The sequence below is a fragment of the Pseudomonas sp. NFIX28 genome, from assembly GCF_900107395.1.
GTDB lineage: Bacteria > Pseudomonadota > Gammaproteobacteria > Pseudomonadales > Pseudomonadaceae > Aquipseudomonas.
In genome coordinates this window covers 326,490-343,143 of record NZ_FNPW01000002.1, presented here as the reverse complement: position 1 = coordinate 343,143, position 16,654 = coordinate 326,490, and the positions used below count along the sequence as shown (strand labels likewise).

Here is a 16,654-nt window from a genome sequence, read left to right as displayed (position 1 = left end):
TGTAATCTCAGAGAGTCACTCAATAGATCGGCATTTGAAAACGCATCCTAGACAAACACCGTTCAGTAGCTTCACCATAAATTTTCTGTGTCATCACACAGTTCTTTTTGGCATATTCAGACCAGCCCGATCCAAAATCCATATCTCCGCCCACATATGCAACAGCTTTAGCATAATCCATAGAGGTTGCTTTTTTATTCACAATGGATACCGCTTTATAGAACCCATCCCCAATGACTCCAGTTCGCAGATATACAATTTCATTTACACGAAAGCTCGTAAACTGGTTCAAACAAGAAAGTCTTTCAATGGGAGCTTCTTGACCGGAAGACTCCTCATCCTCATCATTACATTGCTCGTCCCTCAGACGAATCCAGTTTCTTTGTGTAGAAACCAAGTCAGCCTTAAAATCAGAGGCTAGCTCATCAGAAAGAGCTTTATATTGCTCATTCAAAATTTTATCGATTCTCGAGAGAGAGTTTTGAGAGCTGCGCATTATATCTGAAATCACTTCTGCATTAGTATCTGCCAAGGACATGCATGGAATAAAAATCAATATAGTAACTGCCGGCGTCAATATCTTTCTGAAAACTTCCATCTTTCAACACTCCGGCGAACAACGACTAATGGGGTCATAGATACGGCGTTGGCGGATACTGGGAAAACAGGACTGTCCATAGGACTCTAACATCCCCCTCTAGCTCTCCCTTTTTGGCTTTATATTTTCAAAAGCAGTTTTTACATCAGTAATTTTAGGATCCATCTTATCAACCGACCTTGGAACACAAGCAGACAATGTAGCGGTTGCATCACCTACGCCAACCAAACCATAAAAACAATCAAACAATAATCCCGTTTTAGAAATCGAAAATTTTTTCTGAGCCTTATTAATATTTTCTTCCGAATCCCACAACATAAACGGCGACATTTTTATCCGGAGCGTAGCTGTACCAGATGCTATCGAATCGTCGAGGTTTACCTTGCCCGCCTCGGAAACTTGCTGAATAGTTTCATCCACAGAGTAGTTATAAGTATAGCTACCGTTCCGACTGAACCGTCCCGAAGTATCGAGCCGACTCTTAAACGAGATAGGTTCAATAATAAAATTATTTTCCTCCGCCAACACTGCTGGATTAAGATCCATAGTAGACACTAACTCACCGTAGCAAACATTATCTTCTACTCTGATTGTTAGCTTAAACCCGGGTATTTCAGGAATAGAAACACCACATACCTCTAACGATTCCGATTCTGCCATTCCAGAAACTAGAACGGACAATGCAAAACAGCAGCCAATGATGTAAGCCTTCATTATAATTGCCTTCTATGATACGAGCTTGGCGGCAAAGTAACTAATTCGGACAAAACATAATACGAGTGTTTAAAGAAGGCTCTACGCCAAATGATATGAAATGCTGCCCGATTAATTTGTCTTGTCAAAGTCAAAATTTTCGCATCTGCTGCTGCTTCACCTGCTGCCGTACTTAGCTCTGTTGAACTAAGAGCATCTGCATCTCTATGGATATTTTTTACTCTTCTCAGCACCCACTGCCCGGCTGCGTTTCTGTCCCTTAAGTCCTCTTTCACCCAATAATAACCAGCACTATCGCATGCGTTATCAGCCACATCCGATACATTCAAATAGTTAGTTCCCGTTACAAAATCCATACCTCTATAGTTTCCATATTTCACATATAGCTCACGCCCGGTCATTTGGATAACCCCACGACCTATAAACCTCTCACCGTCCCCTGGGCTACAATTCCCCAACGGAGAAAGATTAGATATACCAGCCCCCCACTCAACTACGACCCGTTGGATAGTTACATTACAACGCCCTTCGTAGGCTCGAGTGTAGTAGTTTGCATTACCGTACTCTCTCGTTGTTTTCATCAGATCTGTTTCGGTCAGCATCTGAGAAAATAGAGCCGACATACGTTCAGCGGTAGAGAAATTATACTTCCTCATCATTTTGTTAAGGCTTAAATGCAATCCAGATGGACGATAAGCGTTCCTATTACCACTCGCAGCGTCTGTCAGCGCCAATGTGACACTGGCATTACTTATCGCAGTCGGAGGAGTATTTGGATGTACCGTCGGGATTAACTGCTTCATTTCGTTAAGGCTTAACCAGCCGCAGCGTCTGAACAGCGCTACAAATTCTTTGGGTGGCAAATGCCAGTGCTCTGCATCTATTCCATCCAGATCCGCATCCTCCCAAAAAGCAAGAGCTTCGTAATGAGCCTTCAGCCTCTTATAAACCTCCGCCGAGACAATAGGGGCATCACCGGAGGTTAACCAGTTAAACCTTTCAGAAAAATTACCTTTTTTCCACTCAGTCGGAAACTTACAAATAAGTCGCCTTATTCTTTTACACATTTCAGCTTGGTCTAATATAGACCTACAATTTTCTCGTTCCTCTGGTGTAACCGGTACGCTGGCAATGCCCAGCAAATCCATTACCATACGTGATTGGCAACGGCCATCTGAGTTGGTGTCATCATCGACAAGTATCCATCCTTGCCAATGCGGAAAATCAGCATCACTATAGATCGTAACAGTCGGGCCATTTAGGTTCACCCAACCGCTTCCACCTGGATATGTGACCTCCCTCCAATGTGCAGCATCGACTGGCTGCAGGGTATCTGTTCCTAAGACCCTACCAAACCGAAGCAACTCATAACCTGCACTTGTACATCGCGGATATAGGTCTGCGGCATGCTTGTAAAGATTGTATTCGTAATCCTGCTCCTCAGCCCTTTCCCCCTGCAGAATCCCATCTTCATTAAATGTTGATAATTTGCACTGGCCACGACTATAGTTCATTCGGATAAAATATGCTTCTGCCGGACGATAAACTATAGGCGAACTATTAGCTGAGCTTGTAGCATTCGCTGGACGCTCTGCATGAAAAACCACCTCCTGTGGAATGTAGAAGTACATATCCCCCCAGCAACTGTCAGCCCTACCAACACTTGTGGTAGACAACTTTGCGTTACTTCTTCCTGTCAGCCGTGAGATTTGCTCTTGACTACAGATAATTTCGAAGTGCATTTTGTGCTCTTCCCCGTAGATGCTTCCAGCAGTGCCAACTTTATCTTTTCGATAGACACGTAATCCCTGCTGGGCATTCGCAAGAGTAACTGAGGATAAATGCATATAGATCGAGTAGAACACCACGCTAGCTTGAACACCGTCGCCAATATCAGTCTCATGCTTCAGCACCAGACAGCCATTATCAGTCCAACCGTTTCGATAATTTTGGGGATCCGTCGGCTCGATATTACGCGCTGACGGTTGACGAACATAAGCAATTGTTCCATCTGCGATCGCACGAACGGGTAGGTACTCATTCCCTGCTTGAGGTGCTGTTAGATGGATTCCGCCGTGCCATCCCATGTCGTGACTTATTGGGAAGGCACCATTTCCAGGCTCTCCGCCAATCATTGCTCGATTTATATAGTCTTGATCGCTTTCATTAGCGACTGCTGCGGGAATAAACGGTGGGCTAATCAACATAGTCTTGATCCATTAACCAATCTTCAAATCCATCGAGAGCTGATTCACAGCGAGAACGGGTAATCCACTTCAGGCTTTATTTCCTGTTTAGCATTCACCAATGCCTCATCCATCAGGCTGCCGGCCTTGTCCGCATCGGCCGCTCCCGGCAACCCCGGCGGCTTGATCCCAATCCCCGTCCCACTCCCCGCCGAGCCCCCCGCGTTGATCTTCACCACCGGCCCCACCACCGTGACGCCGCCGGCATCGAGCTTGATAAAGCTGCCCCCGGCCTTGATGGTCAGTTCGCTGCCGGCTTCGATCACCATCTTGGCGCCGGCCTTGAGGTGGATTTCCTGGCCGGCTTTGGTCAACTGCGCGGTGCCGAGTTTGATGTGCTGGTTTTCGCCGACGGTGAGGTGGTCGTCCGCCTTGGTTTCGATCTTGCGGTCGGCGTGGGTGATCCGGTGTTCTTCGGCCTTGAGTTCGGTGTAGGTGTTCTTGACCACGGTGTCGTGGCGTTCGTGGCCGATGCGGATTTTCTGGTCGTGCTCGATGTTTTCGTCCCAGTCGCGCTGGGCGTGGATGAAGATCTGTTCGGCACCTTTTTTGTCTTCGATGCGCAGTTCGTTGTAGCCACCGCCGCCCGGTGAGCTCATGGACTTGAACAGGGTGCGGGTCTTGTTCGCTGGCAGGGCGTAAGGCACCGGGTGTTCCTTGTGGTACAGGCAGCCGGTGATCAGCGGCTGGTCGGGGTCGCCTTCGAGGAAGGTCACCAGCACTTCCATGCCGATGCGCGGGATGACGAGGGCGCCGTAGCGGTCGCCGGCCCAGCTGGAGGACACGCGCAGCCAGCAGCTGGTCTTGTCGTCGGCTTTGCCTTCGCGGTCCCAGTGGAATTGCACTTTCACCCGGCCGTACTGATCGCAGTGGATTTCTTCGCCCTTGGGTCCGGTGACCACCGCGGTCTGGCTGCCCAGCACCCGCGGTTTCGGGTGCTTCAGCGGCGGGCGGTAGAACACGTCCCACGGCGTGGCGAGAAAGCGGTTGCGGTAGCCCTGGTGGAAGTCGTCCTTGTTGTCGGTGGTGTCGCTGGTCACCGACTCTTCCAGCACCTGCGGCTGCTTGCCTTCATGGACGATGTGGGTGAGCAGCCAGAGGTCGTTCCACTCGCTGCGCGGGTGCTCGGACAGTTCCAGGAAATGGCCGCTGACCAGCCGCGTCTGGTCGCCCCAGCCTTCGGCCTGCTGGTAGTCGGCGCGATGGCGTTCGAGGGCGCGCTGGCTGAGGAACTTGCCGCGCGCGCGGTCGGTGAAGCGCCCCGGGTAGTCGTAGTCTTCCAGGTCCGGCTCGGCGCTTTCGGCCTCGGGTTTATAGGCCGCTTCCAGTTGCAGGCGCGGCTTCTCGAAGTCGTAATCGCGTCGAGTAGTACGGCGGGTGCGGGTTTCCAGGCGCAGGTTGAAGCCCTTGATCACCGGTTCGTCGGCGACCATACCGCTGCCCTGGATATAGGCGGTGGGCTGGCCGAGCTTGGGGAACACGGTCTGGTCGTCGCCGAACACCAGCAAGTGGCCCTGCGGGCTGTGCTGGAAGTGGTAATGCAGGCCTTCCTCTTCGCACAGGCGCTGGATGAAGTGCAGGTCGGTCTCGTCGTACTGCACGCAGTAGTCGCGCTCCGGGCACGGCGTGCCGAGCTGGAAGCGGTAGGCGTTGCCCTGGATGCCGTGCTCTTCGAGGATCAGCGCGATGATCTTCGGCGCCGACAGCTGCTGGTAGATGCGCTGGTTGCTGCGGTGTTCGAGGTAGGCCAGTTGCGGCACCAGCGACACCTTGTAGCGGGTCAGGCGCTTGCCGGCATCGCCCTGGGCCACGCGGTAGATCTGCCCGTGGATGCCCGAGCCCCCGCCGTTAAGAGCAGTCGGCTCGAAGGCGAGAAAAGCCTGCTTGTGCAGCAGTGTCTCCAGGTCCAGGTCGGGGTTCTCGCTGACCAGTTCCAGGTCGAAACGGAACGGCTGGCTGATGCCTTCGATCCCCTCGAAAGACAGCACCTGCAAATCACCCTGGAAGTCGTCGACCGTCAGGCTGAAATGGGTTTCATTGGAAGGGTTGAACATGACTTGCTCCGTGTTCGGTAATCATCCGTTACGCCGTTTGAACCAGCGTTGTAGCCAGGACGAATCCGCGCGCATGGTGTCGCGCAATGCTTGGGCGGTGACGTGGCGCTGCGCCGCGTCGAAGGCCAGCGCCGCACGCAGGGCTGGCCAACAGTGTCTGGGAAGATGCGTGGGCGCCTGCAGCGAACGGTCCAGGCCTTCATCGCGGGCCTGGGTCGACGGCAATCGCCGATAGGGATGTTTGCCGCAGGCCAGCTCGTAGATCACACAGGCCACCGCGTACAGGTCGGCGCTGGCCGACAAGGTTCCGCCCTCGAGCAACTCGGGGGCGGCATAGCCAGGCGTCCAGGCGTTGAAGCGGCTGCGGCTCAGCTGCGGCAGGCCGGGAAGGATGCCCTCCTCGGCCTGGCTCAGGCCGAAGTCGAACAGCCGCACCCCGTCTTCGCAGAGCATCACGTTGCTCGGCTTCAGGTCGCCGTGCAGCACGCCACGCTCGTGGCTGTACGCCAAGGCATCGAGCAATGGCCGCACCACGTCGCGCAGCTCTTTCCAGGGCAGGCCCAACGGCCGTTCGCAGAGCAGTTTGTCGAGGGTCAGGCCGCGCATCAGCTCCATGGTGATGAAGGCGCGCTGGCACTGGGTGTCCACCTCGAAGCTGTGCAGGCGCACAACGTTCGGGTGGCGCAGGCGTCGGGTCAGGGCGAACTCGCTGTAGAGCAAGGCACTGGCATCCGGCGTCTCGGAAAATTCTTCGCTCATGACTTTGAGCGCAATGTACGGGTCGGGGTCGCCGAACTGCTCATGCAGCAGGTCCCGCGCGCGGTAGACCGCGCCCATGCCACCGGCCCCGAGCAGGCGCTCGAGGCGGTAACGTCCGGCCAATACGTCCGGCAGCCCACCCACAGGCGCCACCGGCTTGGCTTTGGCGCGGGTGCGGTTTTTCGAACGGCCCTTGCCCTTGGCCTTGGCAGGCGCCACGGGACGCGGCGCCTCATTGGCTTTGGCGAAGGCGAAATAGGTCAGGTTGCTGGCCTCTTCCTCGCTCATCAGGATGTTATCCAGACCGGATTTGAGCTCGCTCATTGGCGAATCACTACGGCTGTCAGATTGTCCCGCGCCGAGCCGCGCAAGGCGCCGTCGAACAGCCGCTCCAACGCCACCTGCGGCGACGCCAGGCTCAGGGCATTGCCCAGCGCATCGCTGCTCAGCCCCTGGTACAGGCCATCACTGCACAGCAGGAAGGCATCGCCGGGGTAGACCTGCAGCTCCAGCACATCCAGGGTCAGCTGCTCGCTGGCACCCACCGCCCGGGTCAGCGCATTGGCTGCCGGATGGGCGCGCGCCTGCTCGACGCTCATCTGTTGCTCGTCGATCAGTTGCTGTTGCAGCGAATGGTCCTTGGACAGCTGGTACAGACGCTGCCCGCGCCACAGGTAACAGCGGCTGTCGCCGGCCCAGATGCACGCCGCGCGGTCGCCTTCCAGCAACAGCGCGACCACGGTGCTACCCATGATGCTGTCATGGCGCTCGGCGGTGACGGTCAACTCCTGGCCCAGGCGCCGGTTGAGCCAGTGCAGGCACTGGCGCAAGCCCTTGAGCCGCTCGTCGAAGCTGTCTTGCGCCGGCAACTCGGCCAGGCTGGCGACGATCAACTGGCTGGCGATGTCGCCACCCTGATGCCCGCCCATGCCGTCCGCGACCACCCAGAGCCCCTGCTCCGGACAGTCGAGGAAGGCATCTTCATTGCGCGCCCGAACCTTGCCCGGGTCGGTACGCGCAGCGCTGCGCCAGGTACTGGCAACCAGCATCAGAGCTGCACCGGCATGCGGAAGGTGCGCAGCACGCCCATGTCGAACGGGTTCGGCGTGCGCTGGCTCATCAGCAGGTAGTTGGCGCGCAGGCCGCCCAGGTCGGCCTTGAGCACCAGCACGTCACGGCCGGTCAGGTACTCGGTCTGCATCAGGTCGAACAGGCGGAACAGCGACCAGGGGCCGGTGTTCTTTTCAATGCCCACCGGGCGCCCGGCCATCTTGTCCAGCACCAGGCTGGTGCGGCCGTCTTCGGCATCGGTCGGCCACTTGAAGGACACCGGCACGATCGGGCCGTGGCGGTATTCCATGGTCTTGTCGCCGAAACGGAACTCGGAACGGCTGACCGCCGGGTCCAGGGTGTAGGGCTCCAGCTTGAACTGCACCTGCGGCTCCGCCGGGTTCTCCGCGAAGAAGCTCTGGCGGATCACCTGGGCCGCGGCCATCTGGTCGAGGTAGACCTTGGACATCGGCAGGCTGTGGCCATCGATGCTGCGCAGGCGGTAGTTGCCCGGATCGCCGCTGACGAAAGGCCGCATGTAGTTTTCGAAGAAGCGATCGGCAATGCCCTGGGCCTTGAAGAACTCGCGGAAGTCGCTGATGGCGACGTCGCTGGTGCTGTGGGCGCTGAACGGATAACGCTTGCTGATGGCCTTGCCGTAGAAGCTGTACAGCTCGCTCTGATAACGCTGGTTCAGGTACTGGTAGGAGTCGTTGAGCACCAGGCGCCAGGTGTCTTCGGCCAGCACGTTGAACCACACGCTCACCGGACGCGGCAGGCGCACCGAGGCGTTGCGCAGGTTGCTCAGCGCATCGCGCTGGCCGCTCATGCGGGTCTTGGCCATTTCGAACGCCGCCTGGTCGGGCGCGCTGGCACGGGCCAGGCCGGCCAGTTGCAGCTGCAGGTCGTTCAGCGCTTGCAGCGCCGGCGTCAGGTCCGCCGCCGGGCCGTTGTTGTCGTCCAGAAGGCGGTGCAGCGGTTCGAAGCGCCGTTGCAGCGACTTCTTCGCGGTATCCGGCAGGTTCTTGGCCAAGGCTTCCTGAGCCTTGCCCGCGGCAGCCGCCGCGGCCTTGCCCAGCGCCCCGCCCTTCTCGGCCGCCTTGTCCGCCGCGGCGGTCACGTCTTCGGCGCTTTCGGCGATGGCCTGGAAGCGGGTGTTCTCACGCACTTCCACCAGCAGTTGCAGCACCGGCGAGTTGGCCGAGGTCAGGCCAGCGACCTGATCGGCGCCTTCGCCGGCATCGTTGAACGGCTGCAGGCCGACCTGGCCCACCGCTTCGCTCCAGAAGTTGGCGTAGTCGCGGAAGTACAGCTGCTCCAGCTCCACCATCAGGCGGCGCAGGTCCATGCCGCTGATGCCGCTGCCTTCGCCCAGCACCCAGTTGTCACGCAGGATATCGGTGACCAGCGCCGTGCCCTGGACCGAGAAATACTGCTGGTAACCCTGCTGGGTGTAGAAGCCCGGGATCGCATAGTCGGTGCCGACGAACAGGCTGCCTTGCGGCCCCAGGTGCTGGCTCAGACGGTACTCCGGCAGGCTGCGTGCCTGTTCGCGCAGTACGCGATAGACCACGTTGGCCAGCGACTCGCTGCGCAGCACCTGGCGCGCCTGGGCCACCAGCGTGTCGTTGAGCGGATAGCTGAACGGCAGCTTGAGCAGGCGTTCGAAATGCCCGTTCAGGCCGTTCTGCACCGCAGTGTTGCCGGCGTAGCGCGTCGACCAGTCGGTGGCTACCCAATCCTTGAGCCAGGATGGGTCGCGACGATCCTGCATGTTCAGCATCAGGTAGGCGCGCAGGCTGTTGAGCAGGCGATCGCGGTCACGCATGTTGTTGCGGATCTGCCCTTCGAGCATCTGCGCCACCCGTGGCAGCAACTGCGCTTGCAGCTCCCGCTCGTAGGCGCTGAGCACCACCGGGTTGCTTTCCTCGCCCTGGTACAGGCCGACCCGCTCGTGCAGCGAGACGTCGCCCTTGGCCGGGAACACCTTGGTGGCTTCGAAGCTGGTATCGAGGGTCTTGAGCGCCGCCATCGCGTCGTCGCGGGCGGTCAGGGCCGTGCGCTGCTGGTTCCAGTTCTGCGCCAGGGAGCGCAGGTTTTCCAGGCGTTCGTAGTTGGCGGAAAAACCACCGGCCCAGAGCAGGCCGAACAAGGCCAGGGCCACCAGCGCGCCGACATACAACGCACGCTGGCCCCAATGGATGCGATTGCGCTCGCGCTTGTCCAGGCCAGCGAGGTCGGCCTCGGGGAAAATCACCCGGCTCAGCAGGTGGTGAATGAAGCGCGAACGACCGCTGCGCAGGGTCGGCAGCACGCCGGCCGCCATGCCCAGGCTGGCGCCGATGCTGGCGGTGTCGTGGTCGAGCTTTTCAGTCAGGTGCGGCGCGCTGGTCAGGTAGAAACCGCGCAGTTGGCTGGCCCGCTGGTAGCGGTTGCCGGTGAACGCCATGTCGACGAACAGGCATAGGCGCTCGCCGATCTGGCCCAGCTGGTGCGGGAAGTCGAGGATGCGGCCACGGCGCTGGGTGTCGCGCTCCTGGTGCATGCGCATGATCACCTGGCTGTTGAGGCGACGCAGCAGCTCTTCGAACTCCTGGCGCAGCACGGCGACGTCGGTGCCGTTCTGCTCCTTGCGGAAGCTGGTGCCCAGCACCTGGTCGCTTTCCTCGCGGCTCAGCTGGTCGAAGAATTCGTCGAAGCCCAGCAGCTGGTCGGCCTTGCTCAGCACCAGGTACACCGGCACGTCGACGTGCAGTTTCTGGTGCACGTCCTGCAAGCGCGCACGGACCTGGCGCGCCAGGGTTTCGAGATCCTGCTCGTTGCCGCTCAGCAGCAATTCCACCGGAATCGTCACCAGCACGCCATTGAGCGGACGCCCGCGACGGCGCTTGCGCAACAGGTTGAGCAAGGTGCTCCAGGCGCTGCCGTCGACTTCCGCGTCAGGCTGGGTCAGGTAGCGGCCGGCGGTGTCGATCAGCACGCCGTGGTCGGCGAAATACCAGTCGCAATGCCGGGTGCCGATGGTGTCGCGGGTCAGCTTGCGATCGATCTTGTTGATCGGGAACTCAAGGCCCGAGAAGTCCAGCAGGCTGGTCTTGCCGCTGCTCTGCGGGCCGATCAGCAGGTACCACGGCAAGTCGTTGCGCCAGCGCTCGCTGCGCCCGCGATACAGGCTCGAGGTCTTGAGGGTGCGCATGGCTTCCTTGAAGCGGCTGCGCAGCTCTTTCTGTTCCTCGTCAATCAGCTCTTCACGGCGCAGGCGTTCCTGGCCGTCTTCGCTGTCTTCCATTTCTTTCTTACGGACCCCGGCGCGCCAGCTGACGAAGACCATGGTCAGGCCCCAGATCAGGAACAGCACGCTGATGGTCAGCAGGCGCGAGGTCGCGCTTTCCCAGAACTTGTAGTCGTTGACCGCCAGCAGCGGCCCGACGAACCACACCAGCAGCGCCACGAACAGCACCAGCAACAGCGTCCAGACCCACGTCTTGCGCAGGAAGGCGCCGACTTTCTTGAAGAAGTTTTTCATCACACGTCCCTGTATTACGGCTGGGGCTGGACCACGGCCGGGTCAAGCTGCTGATAAGGTTGCAAAACGGTCTCGCGCTGCTCGCCCAGAACCCAGGCGAACCCCGAATACATCACCACCAGGCAGACCACCGTGAACAGCGCGACCATCCACCACGGCACGATGCGCACCAGGCTGCGGCGCTTGTCGTGCAAGCCTTCCCAGTGCGGCGACAGCTCGCGCGGCACGTCGCCACGCAGCTGGCGGATCTGCCGGTACAGCGCATCGCGGATGCCTTCGAGTTCGAGCATGCCGCGGGCCATGACCCGATACTTGCCCTCGAAGCCCAGCGACAGGCACAGGTACATCAGCTCCAGCATCGGCAGATGCTTGACCGGGTTCTTCGACAGCCGATCCAGCAGCTGGAAGAACTTCTCGCCACCAAAGGTCTCGTTGTGGAAGCTGCTGAGCAGGCTCATCTGCGACCACTCGCTTTCATTGCCCCAAGGGGTGGTGACCACCGCCTCGTCGACCACGGTGCACAGCACGTAGCGGGCGGCCATGACCTGGCTGCTTTCGGCGCCGTTGTGCAGGGCGCGCACCTCGAACAGTTTCAGTGCCGCGGTCAGTCGCTCGTTGAGCGCATACAGGTCTTCGCGGGTGTCGCTGTGCTTGAGGCGCACCACTTCCGACAACAGATCGGAGGCCGCCGCCACCAGCGCGTTCAGGCTGATGTTGAAGGCCTCGGCCGGGCGCAGGCGCGCGGCGTAGATCATCCGTTCTTCCAGTTGCTCGAAGCGCGGCGGCGCGGCGAAATCGGTCAGCGGACTCTGCGCCGGGCCATGGCCCTGGCGATCGAGCAGGACGGTCTTGTCGTCCTGGTTGTGTTCCATGTCCTTGATCATGTCGGTCAGTTCCTGATGGCCCAGAATTTCAGTTCAAGCTCGGCGAATTCGCCGGACACGTGGAAGGCGAAACCGCCGGAACGCTCCAGTTGCGCCAGGTCTTCGGAACTGAGTTCGAGGATGAAATAGGTTTTGTTGGAGTGGAACGCGATCTGCCGTGGCGCCACTGGCAACGGTTTGACCTTGATTCCCGGCAGGTGCAGGTTGACCAGTTGGCGAATACGCTCCACCGGGCCGACCTTGAGGTGCGCCGGCAAGCGATGGCGCAGTTCTTCGGAGTCGCAGTTGGCACTGGCGGCCAGGACGAACGAGGCCGACCCCAGCAGCTTGTGGTCGTGCAACGGCGACACGATGATCCCGTACTGGCGCGCCTGCAGCACCAGCTCGATGGCATGCTGTTCAAGCACCATCGACAGTACCTGGCGGATCGCGTCCATCAATTTGCGGAAGCTCGCGCCCTGGTCGCTGTGCTGGTAGCGGCTGTCCAGGCGCGGGCGCTTGCTGTCGCTGGCGAAGGTCGCCAGATCGCCGAGCATGCTCAGCAGCGTGCGGTACAGCTCTTCCGGATGCACCTGCTCCAGGCCCAGGTAGTGGCGCAGCAGCAGCTCGGTGCGGTTGATCAGTTGCAGCATCATGAAGTCGCCGACTTCGGCACCGCCGACCTTGCCGTTGGAACGGATCCGGTCGGCAATGGTGTCGCCGCGGTGGCTGAGCATGCTGATCACTTCCTTCAGGCACGACAGCAGGTAGCTCGAGGCATGGGCGTGGATGAAGGTCGGCACGAAGTCCGGGTCGAGGCTGATCACCCCATCGGGCGTGGTGTCGAGGACTTCACAGAGCTTGAGCTTCACATAGGCCTGGTCGCTCTGCTGCTCGCCGAGCAGCAGGCGGAAGTCCGGCCGGGCGCAGCTGACCTGGCTGCTGGAATCGTCGCCGGCGTTGGAATCGGCCACTTCCGCCTCGTAGGCGGTGTAGCGCGCCAGCACGTCGGACTGCTCCGGACGACGCGCCTCGATGTGGTTGCCGGTCACCAGCGGCAAGGCCAGGTAGACCGGCGTGTTACCGGTGTTCGGTGGCACGTCGAGGGCCAGCGGCTCGGTGTTGCCACCCAGCTCGAACAGGCTGCCGTCGGGCAGGATACCGGACGCCTGGCTGATCACCAGCTTGCCCATGTTGAGGAATTGCAGGTCGATCTCCAGGCTCAGGAAACCCCAGGAATAGCTGCCCAGCAACTGGGTGCGGGTTTTCATCTGGTAGTCGTAGTAGCGATCGTTGTGCTGGAAGTGCTGCGGGCGCAGCAACATGCCTTCCTGCCAAATGACTTTATGCACGTTCATGATTACTTGTCCGCCTTGGCGAGCGTTGCGTTGCTGGTAGTGCGGATACCGGCCTGGTCGAGGGTCAGATCGGCTTCGGTCAACTCCACCGGAGTGAGCTGCACCACATAGCGCCACTGGGCTTCGGAGATATCGCGGTAGGCCGCCAGCACGCCGACGTAGCGGCTGCCTTCTTCGACGCTGAGCTTGAGTTCCACGGTTTCACCCGGGCGCAGTTCCAGTTCTTCGCTGGCCACCATGTCCGGGGACAGGGATTCCTTGGCGCGCTCGTAGAGGCTGAAGAAATCGGCGTTCTCGAAGGCCACCGGGTGCTTGAGCTCGATCAGCCGCACCACGATCGGCGACGGGCGCCCATTGAGGTCCGGGTTGAGCTGGTCGCTGGCGGTCAGCTTGAGGTTTAGCTTGGTCATGGTCGAGTACGGCGACAGCGTCGAGCAGCCAGCCAGCAACGCCAGGGCCGTCAGCGCAGCCAGCGTCTTGAGTAACAGGGTCGAGCAGCGAGACATGCGCATCATCCTTGGTGTTCGGTGTGAAGGGTGGAGATCAGGCGGATCTGTTCTTCGTAGGCCTGGGCGAAGTCACGGGCCAGCAGGCGTTCGCTCCAGTCATCGTCCTGACGCAGGGCCTGGTGGTAGCGGTTGTAGGCTCTCCAGCGGCTGCCGGAGGTGGCCAGCAACGGCTTGTTGTCGCGCTCGAAACGCAGGGTCAGCTGCTGCGGCGAGAAATGCTCGAGGGTGCCGCGCACGGCCGCGCGGCTGGCGGTCAGCAGCGCCACCTGGTGCGCCTGCAGATCGCGGAAAGCCCGGGAGATCGCCTGCTCGGCCGGCAACTGGCCGGGCTTGTTGCCCTGCAGCAGGATGCCCAGCGCCTCGCTGGCGTCCACGGCGAACTTGAGCGGGTTCTTGCTGCCGCCCTGGGCGGTGGTCAGGGCCAGGCGCAGTTCGTTTTTCAGCTCGCTGCGGGTACGCAGGCTCTGCTGCAGGCCGCCAATGCTTTGCTTGAGCAGCCGCGCGGCGTTGAGCGCCAGGGCTTCTCGGCTGTCGTGATCGAGGCCTTTGAGATCGACCCCCAGCGCCGCGCCGAAATGCTCCCAGAAGCCTTCGCTCTGACGCTCCACCGGGGCCGGCTCGACGGCGACCGGCGCCTCGGGCTGCGCCACCAGTTCCGGCACCAGCAGGCTTTCCATGTCGATGCGCGCATAGTCCGCGCGCTGCCGTGGTTCCTGGCGCGGTGTGTTGAGCGCGGTCAGCTCGTCGATTTCCGAATATACCCGCTCCTGCTGGTCCAGCGCGTTGAGCGGGTCGAGGTCGAGGAATGCGTCATCGGGAATGATGCTGCCGGCGGCTTGCGGACGGCCGACTTCGGCATCGAAGGTCGCCGGGTCGCGCACCAGGCGCGCGCGGATCTCGAAATCCCCCAGCACATAGACGCTGCCGTGCTCGATACGCTGCGGCTCGCCCTTGCGCAGGCGCGCACCGCTGTCGCTGGCCTGGATACCGTTGCTGCTGGTATCGGTGAGGAAAAACATACCGTCGCGGTAGCTGACGATCGCATGGTGGTTGGACAGGTGGCGCTTGCGGTCCGGAATGATCCAGTCGCAATCCTCGCCCCGCCCGATCACTCCGCCGGCCTGCTTGAAGGTTTTGCTGCTCAACTCCGTGGGCACGAACTGCTTGGTGTTCAGCATTTCGAAAACCAGTTCCATGATGATGCTCCTTGCGGTCACTTGCCGCGATTGACCGCCTGCGGATCACCCAGTGGGCGATAGGTGTTGTCGTTGAATTTGTAATTACCGCTACAGCCGCCGAGGCCGCTGAGAACGATCAGAGCCAGCAGGGCGGCTTGCCAGTGACGAACAGACATCAGAGGGTCTCCATGGGTAGACAATGCACAAAGCGCCGACCCTTGCGGGCGACGCTTCGAGAAACGAAAAAGGCGCTTGGGGAAGTCATATCGCGCTAGCCCTCGAAGTCGCCGAGATTGATGTTCAGGCGCCCGAGGCGGTACAGCAGCGTGCGCCTGGGCAGCCCCAGCTCGCGGGCCGCCAGGGTCTGGTTGCCATCGTTCTTGCGCAGGCAATCGAGCAGCAGATGACGCTCGACCTTTTCCAGGCGCTCACGCAGGTTCAGCCCGGGCTCCTCGGGCAGCGCTTCGACACTCAGGGAGAAATGCTCGGCCAGCAGCTCGCCGCCCTCGCACAGCAGCACCGCACGCTCCACCAGGCCCTTGAGCTCGCGCACGTTGCCCGGGAAGGTGTAGCCCGACAGGTGATTGAGCGCGGTTTCCGACCAGCTCACCGGGTCGCGCTGCAGGAAAGCACAGGCCTTGTCGGCAAAGTGCCGGGCCAGGTCGAGGATGTCGCCTTCGCGCTGGCGCAGGGCTGGCAGCTCGATCGGGAATTGCGCCAGGCGGTAGTACAGGTCCTCGCGGAACTTGCCTTCGCTGACCAGCACGGCCAGGTCGCGGTGGGTCGCGGCGATGATGCGCACGTCGATCTTGTGGGTGTCGTTGGAACCCAGCGGGCGGATCTCGCCCTCCTGCAATACGCGCAGCAGCTTGGCCTGCAGGGACAGCGGCATGTCGCCGATCTCATCCAGCAACAAGGTGCCGCCATTGGCCGCATCGAACAGCCCCGGGCGGTCGCGGTCGGCGCCGGTGAAGGCGCCCTTGCGGTAGCCGAACAGCTCGCTTTCCAGCAGGTTCTCCGGGAACGCCGCGCAGTTTTGCACGATGAACGCCTGGGAGCGCCGCGGGCCGTAGTCGTGGATGGCCCGCGCCACCACTTCCTTGCCGGTGCCGGTCTCGCCGCGCAGCAACACGGTGTAGGGGCTGTGCAACACCTTGCTGATCAACTGATAGGTCTGGCGCATGGCCGTGCTGTTGCCGATCAGCCCGTAGCCGCTGGCGCTGACCAGGGGGCTGGCCACGGGCGTCGTATCACCCACCGGACGACGCAGGCGTTGCAGCAGGTGCAATTGCCCGAGCACGAACGAGCCCAGCTGGCCCATGGAATCGGCGAAGCCCTGCAGGTCGATATGGTCGCGACTGGCGCACAGCAGCAGGCCCTCGACGGCCTTTTGCGTGTTCACCAGCGGCACGCACAACAGCGACTGCCAGGGCGTCTCGCGGGCCGGCAGGAAGCTGGTTTCATGCAGGCTGCCGCTCAGCCCCACCAGGCTCACCACACGGTTCTGGCACAGGGCGAATTGCAGCAGTTGCTCACCGTTGTAGTCCGCCGGCAGGCTCGCCGCTTCCCGCGGCTGCAGGATGCCGCCCAGGCATTCGGCGCTCAGGCCCAGCCGGGTATGCGTGGCATCGAGCAGGTACAGCTGGCTCAGCTCGCAACCGCTGAGCCCGGCCACCCCGCGCACGAAATCGCCCAGCAGCGCGCCAGCGTCGGCCGCCCGCGACAGGCTGGCGAACTGCGCCAGCAGCGCCTCGGCGTAGATCAGCGGTTGCGGTACACGAGTGAACATCACACCCACC

13 protein-coding genes are annotated in these 16,654 nt (G+C 60.6%); all 13 read right to left on the bottom strand.

Annotated elements, in window-relative coordinates; all coding sequences use genetic code 11:
* Window positions 1-19: 19 nt before the first annotated feature.
* Entirely contained in the window at window positions 20-598 is a 579-nt protein-coding gene (locus BLV20_RS05000) for a lysozyme inhibitor LprI family protein (RefSeq protein WP_256577661.1), read from the bottom strand.
* Between the two features lie 99 nt (window positions 599-697).
* Window positions 698-1,312, bottom strand: coding sequence for a hypothetical protein (locus BLV20_RS30870; protein ID WP_139192685.1), 615 nt, complete (start codon window positions 1,310-1,312; stop codon window positions 698-700).
* Entirely contained in the window at window positions 1,312-3,519 is a 2,208-nt protein-coding gene (locus BLV20_RS30865) for a M23 family metallopeptidase (RefSeq protein ID WP_139192684.1), read from the bottom strand. The genes BLV20_RS30870 and BLV20_RS30865 overlap by 1 nt, the downstream gene beginning before the upstream one ends.
* Window positions 3,520-3,563: 44 nt before the next feature.
* Window positions 3,564-5,612, bottom strand: coding sequence for a type VI secretion system Vgr family protein (locus tag BLV20_RS04995; RefSeq protein ID WP_092297818.1), 2,049 nt, complete (start codon window positions 5,610-5,612; stop codon window positions 3,564-3,566).
* A 21-nt stretch (window positions 5,613-5,633) separates the two neighbouring features.
* Entirely contained in the window at window positions 5,634-6,695 is a 1,062-nt protein-coding gene (locus tag BLV20_RS04990; RefSeq protein WP_092297815.1) for a serine/threonine-protein kinase, read from the bottom strand.
* Entirely contained in the window at window positions 6,692-7,420 is a 729-nt protein-coding gene (locus BLV20_RS04985) for a PP2C family protein-serine/threonine phosphatase (RefSeq protein ID WP_092297813.1), read from the bottom strand. Before BLV20_RS04985 ends, BLV20_RS04990 begins: the two co-directional genes overlap by 4 nt.
* Window positions 7,420-10,947, bottom strand: a complete 3,528-nt coding sequence (tssM, locus tag BLV20_RS04980) for a type VI secretion system membrane subunit TssM (RefSeq protein WP_092297810.1) — start codon at window positions 10,945-10,947, stop codon at window positions 7,420-7,422. The genes BLV20_RS04985 and tssM overlap by 1 nt, the downstream gene beginning before the upstream one ends.
* A 14-nt stretch (window positions 10,948-10,961) precedes the next feature.
* Window positions 10,962-11,831: a type IVB secretion system protein IcmH/DotU gene (icmH, locus tag BLV20_RS04975; protein ID WP_092297807.1), complete on the bottom strand. Its 870-nt coding sequence runs from the start codon at window positions 11,829-11,831 to the stop codon at window positions 10,962-10,964.
* Between the two features lie 5 nt (window positions 11,832-11,836).
* Window positions 11,837-13,168 (bottom strand): type VI secretion system baseplate subunit TssK, encoded by a 1,332-nt coding sequence (tssK, locus tag BLV20_RS04970; protein WP_092297804.1) that lies wholly within the window; start codon window positions 13,166-13,168, stop codon window positions 11,837-11,839.
* Between the two features lie 2 nt (window positions 13,169-13,170).
* Window positions 13,171-13,674 carry a type VI secretion system lipoprotein TssJ gene (tssJ, locus tag BLV20_RS04965; RefSeq protein ID WP_092297801.1) on the bottom strand — a complete coding sequence of 168 codons (504 nt, stop codon included), beginning with the start codon at window positions 13,672-13,674 and terminating at the stop codon, window positions 13,171-13,173.
* Between the two features lie 5 nt (window positions 13,675-13,679).
* Window positions 13,680-14,873, bottom strand: coding sequence for a type VI secretion system-associated FHA domain protein TagH (gene tagH / locus BLV20_RS04960; RefSeq protein WP_062824225.1), 1,194 nt, complete (start codon window positions 14,871-14,873; stop codon window positions 13,680-13,682).
* A gap of 17 nt (window positions 14,874-14,890) precedes the next feature.
* Window positions 14,891-15,031: a hypothetical protein gene (locus tag BLV20_RS04955; RefSeq protein WP_007930271.1), complete on the bottom strand. Its 141-nt coding sequence runs from the start codon at window positions 15,029-15,031 to the stop codon at window positions 14,891-14,893.
* Between the two features lie 95 nt (window positions 15,032-15,126).
* Window positions 15,127-16,644 carry a sigma-54 interaction domain-containing protein gene (locus tag BLV20_RS04950; protein ID WP_092297798.1) on the bottom strand — a complete coding sequence of 506 codons (1,518 nt, stop codon included), beginning with the start codon at window positions 16,642-16,644 and terminating at the stop codon, window positions 15,127-15,129.
* Window positions 16,645-16,654 lie beyond the last annotated feature (10 nt).